Origin of the sequence: Rhizobium sp. LjRoot258, from assembly GCF_964254185.1 — a bacterium.
Classification (GTDB): domain Bacteria; phylum Pseudomonadota; class Alphaproteobacteria; order Rhizobiales; family Rhizobiaceae; genus Rhizobium.
In genome coordinates this window covers 1,730,407-1,741,907 of record NZ_CAXUST020000001.1, presented here as the reverse complement: position 1 = coordinate 1,741,907, position 11,501 = coordinate 1,730,407, and the positions used below count along the sequence as shown (strand labels likewise).

Below are 11,501 nucleotides of genomic sequence, written 5' to 3'. Positions count from 1 at the left end.
GCGTCCTACCGGTCGTCCTTCAACGAAACGAAGTAACCCGGCTTGTACTCCAGCGGCAGGAAGCGGGCGTGCAACTCCTTGAACGTTGCCTCGGGGTCAAGATCCGCGAAGAGGTCCGGATGCAGCCACTTTGCAATCTCCTGGATTGCCACGAACTGGTAGGGGTTGTTGTAGAACTGGTGCCAAATGGCGTGAACGTTGTTGTCTTCGACGGCCTTGACGCCGGTAAAGGCAGGGCGCTTGGTCAGGGCCTCGAGCTTGCGGTGCGCTTCCTTGAGGTCCGAACCATAGCCGACGCCGACCCAAGCGCCGCCGGGCACGTACTTGTCCCAGTTGCCGCCGGTGATGATGATCTGGTCTGGATTGGAGGCGATGATCTGCTCTGGATTGACCGTGCCGAAGGTGCCCGGAATGATGTCCTTGGCCATGTTCTTGCCGCCTGAAATCTCGACCATCTTGCCGAAGTTCTCGTCGCCGAAGGACATGCAGCAATCGTCGGAATAGCCGCCGGCGCGCTCCACGAAGACGACCGGCTTGGCCGGGTTGCTCTTTTCGAGAACGTCGGTCACGCGCTTGATGCTATCGGCGCGGAACTTGATGAAGTCCTCGGCGACAGCCTCCTTGCCCATCAATTGACCCATGATGCGCATGCTGGGCTCGGTGTTCTCCATCGGCTTTTCGCGGAAATCCACATAGACCAGCGGGATGCCTACCTTGGCGAGCTTCTCGATATAGCCGGCTTCTTCGGTTGCTGTCTTGGCGTCGACGTTCATCAGGATGACATCGGGTTTGAGGGCCACGGCCTGCTCGATATCGAAGGTACCGTCCTTCATGCCGCCGAAGGTCGGAAGCTTGGCGATGTCGGGATACTTCGTGAGATAGGCCTGGTAGGATTCAGGATCGGCCTTGGGCAGGTCGTCGCGCCAGCCGACGACGTGCTGGAAGGGTGCTTCCTTGTCGAGGGCGGCCAGGAAGTAGATCTGCCGTCCTTCGCCGAGAATCACGTGATTGACGGGAGCGTTCACTTCGACGCTACGGCCGGTGACATCCTTGACCGTGATCTTGTCGGCCAGGGCCGGCAGGACCATGGAGACGAGAAAACCCATTGCAAGCGCAGCTGTTTTGCCTGTAAGTCGCATCGAAAAGTATACCCCCGTGGAAAACTTTTCGTCGTCTATTATTTTCTGAGTTAAACAGTCAAGTTATATCTATTAGAACGATTTCAAACTGAAATAGCGATTGGCATGAGCATGAGTGAAACGGGAATTGCAGGCGGGCACAACTACGGGCTTCGCGAGGAGATCAAGGCTTACTGGTCGGCCCGCGCGGCGACCTTCGATCTGTCTCCCGGGCACGAGATTTTTTCCGAGCCCGAGCGTGTTGCCTGGCATCGCCTGATTCTAAAGCATCTGGGGCCGGGCAACGGCAGGCTGGCCCTCGACCTTGCAAGCGGCACCGGCGTTATTTCCCACTTGATGGACGATCTTGGGTTCAGGGTCACCGGGTTGGATTGGGCTGAGCCGATGCTCGAGCGGGCGCGCGCAAAGGCAAAGGCGAGGGGACGGTCTATTTCATTTCGGATGGCGGACGTCGAGGCGACGATGGAACCCGATGCGACGTACGACGTCATCATAACCCGCCACCTCGTCTGGACGCTCGTGGATCCCAAGGTGGCTTTTGCCGAATGGATGCGCGTCCTGAAGCCCGGCGGAACGATCCTGATCGTCGATGGCGACTTCGTGAATGTGGGCCGTGTGGAACGGATGCTGAAGGCACTTGCGAAGACCATGGAGAGGGTCGGGTTGCTCAAGGCTGATCCGCAGCATGCACCACTGGAGCTGACGAAAAATCACAACGACATCGTTTCGCGCGTTCATTTTTCGAGCGGGGCGCGGGCGGAGCTGGTCGCGGGCATGCTCGGCGACGCGGGCTTCGAAGGCATGACGATCGACATGAAGCTGCGCGAAATCCATAAGAGCCAGGCGAGGCACTGGAATTATCTGAAGGCGCTGTCACGTGGCATCCAGCATCGTTTTGCCATCAGTGCACGTAAACCGGGCGGCTGAGGCGGCCACAAGGAACTGCAACAACGAGCGGCGATCCTCGAGGCGGCTAGAACAGCAATGCATTGACCGTGACGATCACGAAAAAAGCAACGACGACCAAGGAAGCCGCCCACACAACCGTGCGGTTGGCATTGGCCAGGACTTGTGGTCTGGGGCCGCGCTTGGGATTGAATTTGTGCCGCCGCTTTAGTGCGGTTCCACCTTGTGAAGATCGCTTCTCTGCAGCCATACCGCCTCACTTGCAGCCGTGGGATTGTTGAAACGCCAATCTAGCATGAAAGCGGTCCAATATTTAGTGCGCGGTGCTGGCGTCGCGCTCGACGTAAGCTTGGATGCGATCGACCAAAATCTCGGTTCCCTGCCGACGCGAGCCACCGTCGGCGTAACCATCGAGGAAGACGACTTGCTCCGTAAAGAGCATGGTTGTTCCTGATGGTGTCGCCTCGAAGGTGATTGTCGCGAGCGAGGCCGAAATTCGTGTTTCGCCAAGCTTCATGTCGTAAGCATAGATGATGCGGGCTTGCGGGACGATGTCGAGGTAGCGCGCCTCATAGGTGTGCGGAACGCCGTCGCTGTCGGCAACGCGGTTCCGTTCCTGGCCGCCGACGCGGAAGTCTAGGCTATATTCGAGGGACACCCATTCGTCGTGGCAAGCAAACCACTGGCGCTTGGCCTCCGGATCGGCCCAGGCAGCAAAGACGCGCGAGACGGGCGCCCGCATCTTTCGCCCGATCGCGAATGTCTCGTGCATGGCGGAATGCTTGGTCATCTCGTTCTTTACTCCGGTTGGTCGTCTGCGAGGAACTGCTCCAGGCGGTCGAAGGTTCTGTTCCAGCTTGCTTTGCGCTCGGCAAGCCAGCGCTCCATCTGCGCCAGCGCCTCCGTCTGCAGACGATAGGTCCGCACACGGCCGCTCTTTTCCGAGCGGACGAGTCCGCTCTTTTCCAGAACCGCAAGGTGCTTCATAACAGTCGGAAGTGCCATCGACAGAGGCTCTGCGAGATCCGACACGGAGGCAGGCCCATGGCCGAGACGATCGATCATCCCGCGCCGGCTGCGGTCCGACAGCGCCTGGAACATCTGATCGAGCGCGGCAGGTTCGTGGATCATTCCGCAGCTTCATCCGGTCGGAAGCGAGCAGGCAGCCGCTCGCGATAGGGATAGAACTTGAAGTATGGTCGCGCCGCTTCCAGAACGCGCGCAAACGACGGGCGAGCCAGAAGCCTGCTATAGTAGCCGTGCAGCCTTGGCTGGTTCACGAAGGGCACAAGAGTCTCCGAGTAGAAGAGGGCCGGGGCGGCGGCACAATCGGCCATGGTGAAGCTATCCCCGGCGATCCATGGGTGGTCACCAAGTTGCTGCTCGATCATGTCGTAGGCTTTCCGAAGGGCCGCCTCGGCCTGGACCACGCGGGCTGGATCACCGCCGCCGCGCAGGCGTTCGCCGACGATCTGCTGCATCGGCTCCTGCACGTGCAGGTCGAAGCAACGATCCCACAGTCTAACTTCGAGCGCTTTATCGAAATCGTTTGGGACAAGGGCTTTCGCACCTGGATAGTACCGATCGAGATACTCGATGATGATTGTCGTCTCCGGGATCGTGCGATCGCGCGCTTCATCGCGCAGCACCGGCATCTTGCCGAGCGGCGAGACGCTCAGGAACGCGGCTCTCGACGCCTCGTTTGCGAGGTCGACATGTACCGCCTCGAAGGGTGTGGCGTTCTCGTAAAGCGCAATAAGGACCTTGTGGCAGAAGGATGCAAGCGGATGACTGTGGAGGAAGAGCGACATGCGGCCAGCCTTTCACGTTGTTTGAAAACTTGCGTGAATGGCTAAGTATCAGCCCATCGATGTGTCTTCAATAGAAAAGTTGCGCGAATGGCTAACTATCAGCGGGCGGAGGCGCCGCGATTGCTGGCCCGTTGTCCAGCCGCTGCGAACGATTGCCAAGATCATCTGATATTTCCTGCCAGATGCGGCGGCGGCGCACGTGGAGATCATCGCCGATCCATCCCATCAAATGTTCCACCCACGCATTCGTTGTCGCCTGGTCGGCAGCTATGGTTCGGGGGGCCATTCAAAGTGCGCATCAACCGTCGTTGCTTCGATTGGCGGAGAACAGCAGCCGTGGCGCTGCCTCCGCCTGCCGGTGATCGTTCGGGCAGCAATCAGCGATTGCATCCAGTGACGCCCGCAATGTAACGGGATATTCCGTCGCTGCTGGTATCAGCCAAGGCGCGCGATGATCAGATGGCCCGGGCTTGGATGACCTTCCTGCATGCGCACGTTGATCTCTCTCATCTCAACGAGTTCGAACCCGGTCGCTGCGAGCCGATCGCTGATATAGGCTGCGGAATGAAGGAAACGCTGATGAGGTCCGACCATGTAGGGTTGGCCCTTGGCCTCGGCTTCGGGGAGCTCTTCCGACGAGAAGATGAAAAGGCCAGCCGGATTGAGGTTTTCGGCCGCACCGAAGAACAGCGGTTCGAGCGCGCCTAAATAAGGCAGGACGTCTGTCGCGGTGATGAGGTCGAATGGATCCTCGTCATTGTCATCCAGGAAGTCCTCGACTTCTGCGACGAAGAGCGTTTCGTAGAGCCCTTTTTCGTGGGCGATCTCGACCATGTTCTCGGAGATATCGAGGCCCGTCATGTCCTCACAGAGATCGCCGAGCGCGCCGCCGGTGAGGCCGGTGCCGCAGCCGAGGTCGAGCATGCGCTTGAAGGGGCCAAGGTTGAGCTCCTGCAGGCGCTGGCGGACCATCATCGGCACGTGGTAGCCGAGCTGCTCCACCAAAACATCCTCGAAGACCTCCGCGTGCTGGTCGAACAAGGTTTCGACATAGGCATCCGGCGCCTTGGTCGGCGTTTCGCCGCGTCCCATGGAGGCGATCCGGACGGCTGCGCCCCCATGATCTTCGGGATCGATGGCGAGCACTTCCTCATAGGCTTTCACAGCCGCATCGACATCACCTGCCTTCTCGAGAGCAAGCGCCCGGTCGTAGGCTTCCGCAAGCGCGTCTTCGTCGATCTTCTTGGCCATAGCAATCCACCACCGTTTTTATTCCAGAGCTGCGTCTACGGCGACTGAATGCCTTTTGCAATGGCGACGTTCGGGGAGCAGAATAAGATCCCTCTAATGGATAAAAACAAAATGGAGGAAATGCCATGGTCGCCGAAATCAGCAAGGCAAATTTCGATAAGGAGTTGGACAGTCCGCGCCCGGCGCTTCCGGCGAGCCCAGGGGAGATCACGAATACGCTCAGCCACTACTATCGTGGCGAGCTCGCCCGAATGATAAGCTGGCGCGATCGCATCGACCGGACATCCAACTGGGCCATCACGGTTGCGGCAGCACTGCTTTCGGTATCTCTCTCGACACCGACTTCTCACCATGGCGTGCTGCTTTTCGGGATGATGCTGATCACGCTGCTGCTTCTCATCGAGGCGCGCCGCTACCGTTTCTTCGATATTTACCGTGCCCGCGTGCGAAAGCTCGAGCGGGGATATTTTGCTCAAATTCTTGCGCCAAACGGCGAGCCCAAAGTCGATTGGGCCGGCGCCATCGCCAAAAGTTTGCGCAAGCCGCAATTTCTGCTGAGCTATCGCGGGGCGGTGCAGCGCCGACTGCGCCGAAACTATTGCTGGATGTACCTCATCCTGCTTCTCGCATGGTGCCTGAAGATCACGACACCCAAGCTTCAGACCGAAGGCAATCCGCTAACGCAGGCGCATTCCTGGGACTATGTGATCGACAACGCGGCGCTTGGCCCGATCCCTGGTTTGGCCGTGCTCTGTATCGTCACGGTGGCCTATCTCGGCATTCTATATGGCGCACTGCATCGCCAGATGGACGAAGGCGAGTTCGTCCAAGGGGAGGCTCATGTCTGACCGACCACTGCGCGGTCAGTTTAGGATGAACTCACCTTTCAGCGCACGCCATTCGGTCGCCGAGATGAGTTTGCGGTGTATGTAGCGTACCGAATGCAGCGGCCCGTCGAGCTTTTCCTGCCAGAATTTGAGGAAGCCGCGCATCTCGGGAAAGTCCGGAGCAAGATCGTAGTCCTGCCAGATGTAGGTCTGAAGGATCATCTGGTGATCCGGCATGCGGTAGATGATCTGGGCCGTCGTGAGGCCGTAGCCCCGAAGCTGCCTTTCCATGTCCTTGTGCATCGTCGTCTCGCTTCTCGTTCCAATGATCGCGTATCGGCGATCCTTGAAATGGAACCATGACATGCTTAACCGAAGCTTGACGAATTGCTAGAGGAATATGGATTTATTCTGAAATTTCAATTCGTTAGCAGCTCTCTGTGGCGAGTGCTGCCAAGTCCTTAGCGTTTCAGGTGGCGGGTCAGGCGACGCTCGATCCAGCCCCAGAGATGGCGTAGCGCTTCGACCATGCTGAGATAGAAGATCGCCGCCCACAGATAGGTCTGATAATCGAAGGTGCGCGAGAAGGCGTAACGCGTTTCACCCATCAGGTCGAGGACGGTGATGATGGCAACGACCGCCGAGCCTTTGATCAGCAGGATGATCTCATTGCCGTAGGGCCGCAAGGCGACGATCAGCGCTTGCGGCAGGATGATCTTGCGGAAGGCGATGATCTTGTGGATGCCGAGCGAGGCTGCGGCCTCGTGCTGGCCGCGCGGAACGCTCTGGATGGCGCCACGCAGGATTTCAGCCTGATAGGCGGCGGTATTGATGGTCATCGCAAACAGGCCGCAGTACCAGGCTTCGCGGAAGAACCACCATAAGCCGACAGCTTCCAGTTGTGGACGGAAACTGCCCAGGCCATAGTAAATGAGAAAGAGCTGGGCCAGCAGCGGCGTGCCACGGAACAAATAGACGTAGCAGTAGGCGATGCCATTGATGAACCTGTTCTTCGACATGCGGGCAAAGGCCAGCGGCAACGACAGGATCGCTCCGAAGACCACCGAGATCGCCACCAGCGCGATCGTCGTGTACAGGCCATGCAAATAGCGAGGGCCGTAGCGGGTGAACTTCTCGGGATCCCAGCCGCTTACGACCATCGCGATCAGGGCGGCGGCAAGGACGATCCAGAGGGCGACGACGACGTAGCCGGTGATGCGCGTCGCGGTGATCGGCTTGTGCGCTTGCTTCGGCGCCGGCTGCGCCGGAATGAGCGTCTGGGCGTGGCTCATCGGCTGATCTCCGACCGCTTGGCCCACCGCTCGATGTAGCTGAGGCCGAAGGAGGATATGACGGCAAGGCCGAGATAGAGAGCGCAGGCGACGGTATAGAACAGGAACGCCTGCTTCGTGACCTTAACGGCGACGCCGGTCTGCCGTAGGATATCGGCAAGGCCGATGATCGAGACGTAGGACGTATCCTTGAGCAGGATCATCCAGAGGTTCACCAAGCCGGGAAGGGCGATGCGCACGAGTTGCGGCAGCACGATCAGGAGTAGGGTCCGCCCGCGATGAAAGCCCAGCGCGTCCCCTGCCTCGTACTGGCCCTTCGGAATGGCGCGGAAAGCCGACAGCAACACTTCCGAGCAATAGGCGGAGAATACGACCGAAAGCGCGATCATGCCCGCGAAGAAGGCGTTGATTTCGATGCGGCCGTCGTAGCCCATGGAGGCGAGAACCGACTGGATCAGGATCTGCATGCCGTAATAGATGATGAACAGCGTCAGCAGTTCCGGCAGGCCACGAAAGATCGTGGTGTAGATGCCGGCGGCCAGACGAACCGATTTCTCTTCAGATTGCTGGCCGAGCGCCACGAGAAAGCCGATGGTAAGTCCGATTGGCAGGGTAACCAGCGCGACCGCAACGGTAACCTTCAGGCCGGCGGCGATCTCATCGCCCCAACCGGTGTCGCCACAGGCCAGGATCGTCGAAGGGCCGAACCAGGTGAAGAGTCCTGCAGGTCCGCAAAGCGGATCGAAGATATACCCAATCCAGGCCCAGAATGAGCCTAGCGCGGAAAATAATCCGCCCATGCCAGTTTTCCCCTCGCGGTTTGTACCGCTTTGATCTTTCCATTCTTGTCAAACAAAAATGGCGGAAGAGCAAGCCTTCCGCCATCAGCTTTATGAGCGACCTACAGCTTTTCTTATTGGCCGTAAACGTCGAAGTCGAAGTACTTGTCCTGGATCTTCTTGTATTCACCGCTGGTGCGGATCGCAGCGATCGCCGTGTTCAGCTTTTCGCGCAGCGCGTCGTCACCCTTGCGGACGGCAATGCCTGCACCAACGCCGTTGATTTCCTTGTCGACTGGCAGGGGCGTCAGGATCTTGCAGCATGCGCCGGCATCCGACTTGACCCACTGCGACAGAACGACGATGTCATCGATGACAGCGTCGACGCGGCCATTCGTGATGTCGAGCTTGTACTCGTCTGCTGTCGGATAGAGCTTCAGCTCGGTATCGGGCAGGTGCTTTTCAGCATAGTTCGAGTGGGTGGTGGAGGTCTGTGCGCCGATCGTCTTGCCCTTCAGGCCGGCAACGTCAGTGACGGTCGAATCCTTCGGTACGGCAATCGCCGGCGGGGTGTTGTAGTACTTGTTCGTGAAGTCGACGAGCTTCGAGCGCTCCGGCGTGATCGACATCGACGAGATGATCATGTCGAACTTCTTGGCCTGCAGCGCGGGAATGATGCCGTCCCAGTCGCTGCTGACGATGGTGCACTCGGCCTTCATCTCGGCGCAGAGCGCGCGGGCGATGTCCATGTCGAAGCCCAGGAACTGGCCGCTGGCGTCAACATATTCGAAGGGCGGATAAGTCGAGTCCGTGCCGATGACATACTTCTCGCCATCAGCCATCGCGGCGCCTGCGAAAAGAGACATCGCGGCGACGGAAGCGGCGGCGAGAATACGGGTGGAGATACGCATGTTAGTCCTCTCTTTTGGTGCCGCCGTTCGTGTTTTTCTTTTGCGACGGAGGCGGAATTGGGGCGGTGCGGACACTGCCTTGGCGCGATAATCAAACCTTTTTCAGCGGAATTGCAACTGGAATCGCAGGGGCGCGGGGGACAGCCAACTATGGCGAAGATGAACAATGCCGCACTGCCACATTCATACCGGGTTAATAGTCCAGTTCCTAAGACTCGTGGAACGAATGCAGTCCTCGCGCGGTTGTCGCCGCGGGTGAGTGCCCCAAAATCGGACGTGGCCACGACCGCGTCTCAAAAAGCATAAAAGTCAACGAGGAGCCCCTATGGGTATGAAATCGAGATTGTTTGCCAGTGCCGCCTTTCCGCTGTTGTCACTGTCGCTCGTAATGCCTCCAGTGCATTCCTTTGCCGCAGTTGTCAGCGTTGATCAGGTTCGCACAGCGCCGCAAGCGGTCGCGGGCAGCTTCGAGGTCGCGCAGGATGCCCCCTCCGACGAAGAGCTTCTGAAGAAGCGGCATAAGCAGCACGGCGGCGGCGGCGAGGAACAGGCGCCGGCGGCCCAGGAGCAGCCCCCACAGCAGGCGGCGCCTGCCGCGCAACCGCAGCAGCAGCAGGAAGCGCCCGCCGAAAAGCCCCGCAAGCAGCGTGAGCCAGCAGCCGAGGCGCAGCCCGCGCAACAGGAAGCACCGGCAGAGAAGCCCCGCCGTCAGCAGGAGCCTGCGGCCGAGCAGCAGTCTCAGCAGCTACAAGAAGAAGTTCCCGCCGAAAAACCGCGCAAGAAACGGCAGCCCGCCGCCGAACAGGCGGAGCCTGCCGTGCCGCAGGAGCAGGTAGCTCCCGCACCGGAACAGCAGCCGGCGGAGAACCAGGAAAAGCCGCGTCGTAAGCGCGACAAGCAACAATCGCTGGAGGGGGCCGCGCCGCAACCTCAGACGGAACAGGCCGCCCCGCAGCAGGAACAGGCCGCCCCGCAGCAGGAACAAGCTCAGCCGCAGGGTGAAGAGTCGCAGCCCAAGGGTAAGGGAAGCAAGCAGCAGGCGACCGAAGGCTCCGAGCAGCCGGTAAAGCCACGTAGGAAGCCGGCCGCCGCTGACGCGCAGCAGCAGGAAACGCAGAAGCCGGCAGCGGAACAGACCCCGGTTCCACAGGGTTCCCCGGCTCCCGAGAAGCCGCCCGTTCCGGCACAGGAACCGGCGACAGAGGCCCAGCCTGGCGGTGCGCAGCCGGCCCAACAGCAGGGCAAACAGGTCCCAGTACCTCAGCAGGGTGAGCAGGCGCCTGCCCAGCAGCAGGGCGAGCAGATCCCGGCGCAGCCGAACGGAGCACCGACCGATCAGCCGGCAACGGGTCAGGCCGAACAGGTGATCCCTGCTCCAGAGACGATCACGCCCAAGGAACTCGAGCGTCGCAAGGCAATTGCCGCGGATCCGAGCAAGAGCACGGAAACCGTCGTTCTGCCTGTTGAAAACGGTGCCGCCGTTCTCGATAGCGACAAGGACGCCGATCGCTCCGGTGGCATCCAGTCCCGTCGCGATCGCGACAGGCAGCGTGGCCAGGAGCAGAATTTCCGCGTTCCGAAATCCGATGCTGACGCCCAGATCGTAACCGAAGGCGCCAAGGCCGCGCCGATCAGGATCGAAGCCGTCACCAGCGAGGAAGGCCGACGCCTCGACAGCCGTCCGCAGTTCGAGCGGCCGGAAGGTGCACGCTTCGGCGAGCGCGGCGACGACAATCGCGTGATCATCCAGATCAACAACCAGACGATCATTCGCGGTGATGACGACCGGCGCTTCCTACGTGACGGCGAGCGTCCGATCTACGAGCAGCTGCCGCGGGACCGCTACCGCGAGACGATCGACCGTGACGGCTATCAGATCGTGACGATCCGCAACCGCTATGGCGACCTCATTCAGCGGTCGCGCGTAGACAATCGGGGGCGCGAGTCGGTGCTCTACTATTCGCCGGATCTCTACCAGGATCCGGACCGCGGCTACTTCGAGGATCCGGGTCGCGATCTGCCGCCGATGCGCCTGCGCATTCCGCTTGATGACTACATCATGGACACGAGCAGCGATGACGACCGCGACTACTATGACTTCCTGCGCGAGCCGCCGGTCGAGCCTGTGGAGCGTGTCTACTCGCTGGATGAGGTGAAGTACTCGGCGCGCATCCGCGACAAGGTTCGCCGTATCGACCTCGATACGATCACTTTTGCGACGGGTAGTGCCGAGATCCCGATGAGCCAGGCGCGCAGCCTGCGCAAGGTTGCCGATGCGATCAACGAGGTGCTGCGCAAGGATCCGTCGGAAACCTTCCTGATCGAAGGTCACACGGATTCTGTCGGCTCCGACCAGAGCAACCTTGTCCTGTCGGACCAGCGCGCGGAATCGGTGGCGAACGTCATGACCGACGTTTACGGCATCCCGCCTGAAAACCTGGCGACGCAGGGCTACGGCGAGCGTTACCTCAAGGTCAACACGCAGGGGCCGAACCAGGAAAACCGCCGCGTCACCATCCGTCGCGTGACGGCACTCGTACGCCCGGTCGCCTCACGCAACTGAGCCGACCGCCAGAACTGATCGA

General features: G+C 60.2%; 13 protein-coding genes. 3 read left to right on the top strand and 10 right to left on the bottom strand.

Features of this window, described 5'->3' with window-relative positions:
• Positions 1-5: 5 nt before the first annotated feature.
• Positions 6-1,139 (bottom strand): ABC transporter substrate-binding protein, encoded by a 1,134-nt coding sequence (locus ACSQ9D_RS08720; RefSeq protein WP_436281897.1) that lies wholly within the window; start codon positions 1,137-1,139, stop codon positions 6-8.
• Positions 1,140-1,250: 111 nt separating this feature from the next.
• Here ACSQ9D_RS08720 and ACSQ9D_RS08715 point away from each other — a divergent pair, with 111 nt between their 5' ends.
• A complete protein-coding gene (locus tag ACSQ9D_RS08715; RefSeq protein ID WP_436283795.1) occupies positions 1,251-2,066 on the top strand; it encodes a class I SAM-dependent methyltransferase in 816 nt (271 codons plus the stop codon).
• A 46-nt stretch (positions 2,067-2,112) separates the two neighbouring features.
• Here the strand turns inward: ACSQ9D_RS08715 and ACSQ9D_RS08710 are convergent, their stop codons facing one another.
• From ACSQ9D_RS08710 to ACSQ9D_RS08690, 5 genes are all read right to left on the bottom strand, one after another.
• Positions 2,113-2,295, bottom strand: coding sequence for a hypothetical protein (locus ACSQ9D_RS08710; protein WP_436281896.1), 183 nt, complete (start codon positions 2,293-2,295; stop codon positions 2,113-2,115).
• A gap of 63 nt (positions 2,296-2,358) precedes the next feature.
• Positions 2,359-2,835 (bottom strand): SRPBCC family protein, encoded by a 477-nt coding sequence (locus ACSQ9D_RS08705; protein WP_436281895.1) that lies wholly within the window; start codon positions 2,833-2,835, stop codon positions 2,359-2,361.
• 8 nt (positions 2,836-2,843) lie between these two features.
• Entirely contained in the window at positions 2,844-3,176 is a 333-nt protein-coding gene (locus ACSQ9D_RS08700) for an ArsR/SmtB family transcription factor (RefSeq protein WP_436281894.1), read from the bottom strand.
• Positions 3,173-3,856, bottom strand: a complete 684-nt coding sequence (locus tag ACSQ9D_RS08695) for a glutathione S-transferase family protein (protein WP_436281893.1) — start codon at positions 3,854-3,856, stop codon at positions 3,173-3,175. Before ACSQ9D_RS08695 ends, ACSQ9D_RS08700 begins: the two co-directional genes overlap by 4 nt.
• A 435-nt stretch (positions 3,857-4,291) precedes the next feature.
• On the bottom strand, positions 4,292-5,107 hold the full coding sequence (locus ACSQ9D_RS08690) for a methyltransferase domain-containing protein (protein WP_436281892.1): 816 nt from the start codon (positions 5,105-5,107) through the stop codon (positions 4,292-4,294).
• A 125-nt stretch (positions 5,108-5,232) separates the two neighbouring features.
• Between ACSQ9D_RS08690 and ACSQ9D_RS08685 the strand changes: the two genes are divergently transcribed.
• Positions 5,233-5,955: a DUF2270 domain-containing protein gene (locus ACSQ9D_RS08685; RefSeq protein ID WP_436281891.1), complete on the top strand. Its 723-nt coding sequence runs from the start codon at positions 5,233-5,235 to the stop codon at positions 5,953-5,955.
• Positions 5,956-5,970: 15 nt separating this feature from the next.
• Here the strand turns inward: ACSQ9D_RS08685 and ACSQ9D_RS08680 are convergent, their stop codons facing one another.
• The 4 genes from ACSQ9D_RS08680 to ACSQ9D_RS08665 all read right to left on the bottom strand — a co-directional run bounded on the left by ACSQ9D_RS08680 (position 5,971) and on the right by ACSQ9D_RS08665 (position 8,916).
• Positions 5,971-6,237: an usg protein gene (locus ACSQ9D_RS08680; RefSeq protein WP_436281890.1), complete on the bottom strand. Its 267-nt coding sequence runs from the start codon at positions 6,235-6,237 to the stop codon at positions 5,971-5,973.
• Positions 6,238-6,395: 158 nt separating this feature from the next.
• Positions 6,396-7,226: an ABC transporter permease gene (locus tag ACSQ9D_RS08675; protein WP_436281889.1), complete on the bottom strand. Its 831-nt coding sequence runs from the start codon at positions 7,224-7,226 to the stop codon at positions 6,396-6,398.
• Positions 7,223-8,026 carry an ABC transporter permease gene (locus ACSQ9D_RS08670; RefSeq protein ID WP_037119297.1) on the bottom strand — a complete coding sequence of 268 codons (804 nt, stop codon included), beginning with the start codon at positions 8,024-8,026 and terminating at the stop codon, positions 7,223-7,225. Before ACSQ9D_RS08670 ends, ACSQ9D_RS08675 begins: the two co-directional genes overlap by 4 nt.
• Positions 8,027-8,139: 113 nt before the next feature.
• A complete protein-coding gene (locus ACSQ9D_RS08665; protein WP_024312821.1) occupies positions 8,140-8,916 on the bottom strand; it encodes an ABC transporter substrate-binding protein in 777 nt (258 codons plus the stop codon).
• 325 nt (positions 8,917-9,241) lie between these two features.
• On the opposite strand from ACSQ9D_RS08665, the gene ACSQ9D_RS08660 reads away from it, so the two are divergent.
• A complete protein-coding gene (locus tag ACSQ9D_RS08660) occupies positions 9,242-11,479 on the top strand; it encodes an OmpA family protein (protein ID WP_436281888.1) in 2,238 nt (745 codons plus the stop codon).
• The last annotated feature ends 22 nt before the right edge of the window (positions 11,480-11,501 follow it).

Coding starts and splice junctions, on each gene's coding strand:
- ACSQ9D_RS08720 (WP_436281897.1), bottom strand. CDS start 1,139: ATGCGACTTACAGGCAAAACAGCTGCGCTTGCAATGGGTTTTCTCGTC.
- ACSQ9D_RS08715 (WP_436283795.1), top strand. CDS start 1,251: ATGAGTGAAACGGGAATTGCAGGCGGGCACAACTACGGGCTTCGCGAG.
- ACSQ9D_RS08710 (WP_436281896.1), bottom strand. CDS start 2,295: ATGGCTGCAGAGAAGCGATCTTCACAAGGTGGAACCGCACTAAAGCGG.
- ACSQ9D_RS08705 (WP_436281895.1), bottom strand. CDS start 2,835: ATGACCAAGCATTCCGCCATGCACGAGACATTCGCGATCGGGCGAAAG.
- ACSQ9D_RS08700 (WP_436281894.1), bottom strand. CDS start 3,176: ATGATCCACGAACCTGCCGCGCTCGATCAGATGTTCCAGGCGCTGTCG.
- ACSQ9D_RS08695 (WP_436281893.1), bottom strand. CDS start 3,856: ATGTCGCTCTTCCTCCACAGTCATCCGCTTGCATCCTTCTGCCACAAG.
- ACSQ9D_RS08690 (WP_436281892.1), bottom strand. CDS start 5,107: ATGGCCAAGAAGATCGACGAAGACGCGCTTGCGGAAGCCTACGACCGG.
- ACSQ9D_RS08685 (WP_436281891.1), top strand. CDS start 5,233: ATGGTCGCCGAAATCAGCAAGGCAAATTTCGATAAGGAGTTGGACAGT.
- ACSQ9D_RS08680 (WP_436281890.1), bottom strand. CDS start 6,237: ATGCACAAGGACATGGAAAGGCAGCTTCGGGGCTACGGCCTCACGACG.
- ACSQ9D_RS08675 (WP_436281889.1), bottom strand. CDS start 7,226: ATGAGCCACGCCCAGACGCTCATTCCGGCGCAGCCGGCGCCGAAGCAA.
- ACSQ9D_RS08670 (WP_037119297.1), bottom strand. CDS start 8,026: ATGGGCGGATTATTTTCCGCGCTAGGCTCATTCTGGGCCTGGATTGGG.
- ACSQ9D_RS08665 (WP_024312821.1), bottom strand. CDS start 8,916: ATGCGTATCTCCACCCGTATTCTCGCCGCCGCTTCCGTCGCCGCGATG.
- ACSQ9D_RS08660 (WP_436281888.1), top strand. CDS start 9,242: ATGGGTATGAAATCGAGATTGTTTGCCAGTGCCGCCTTTCCGCTGTTG.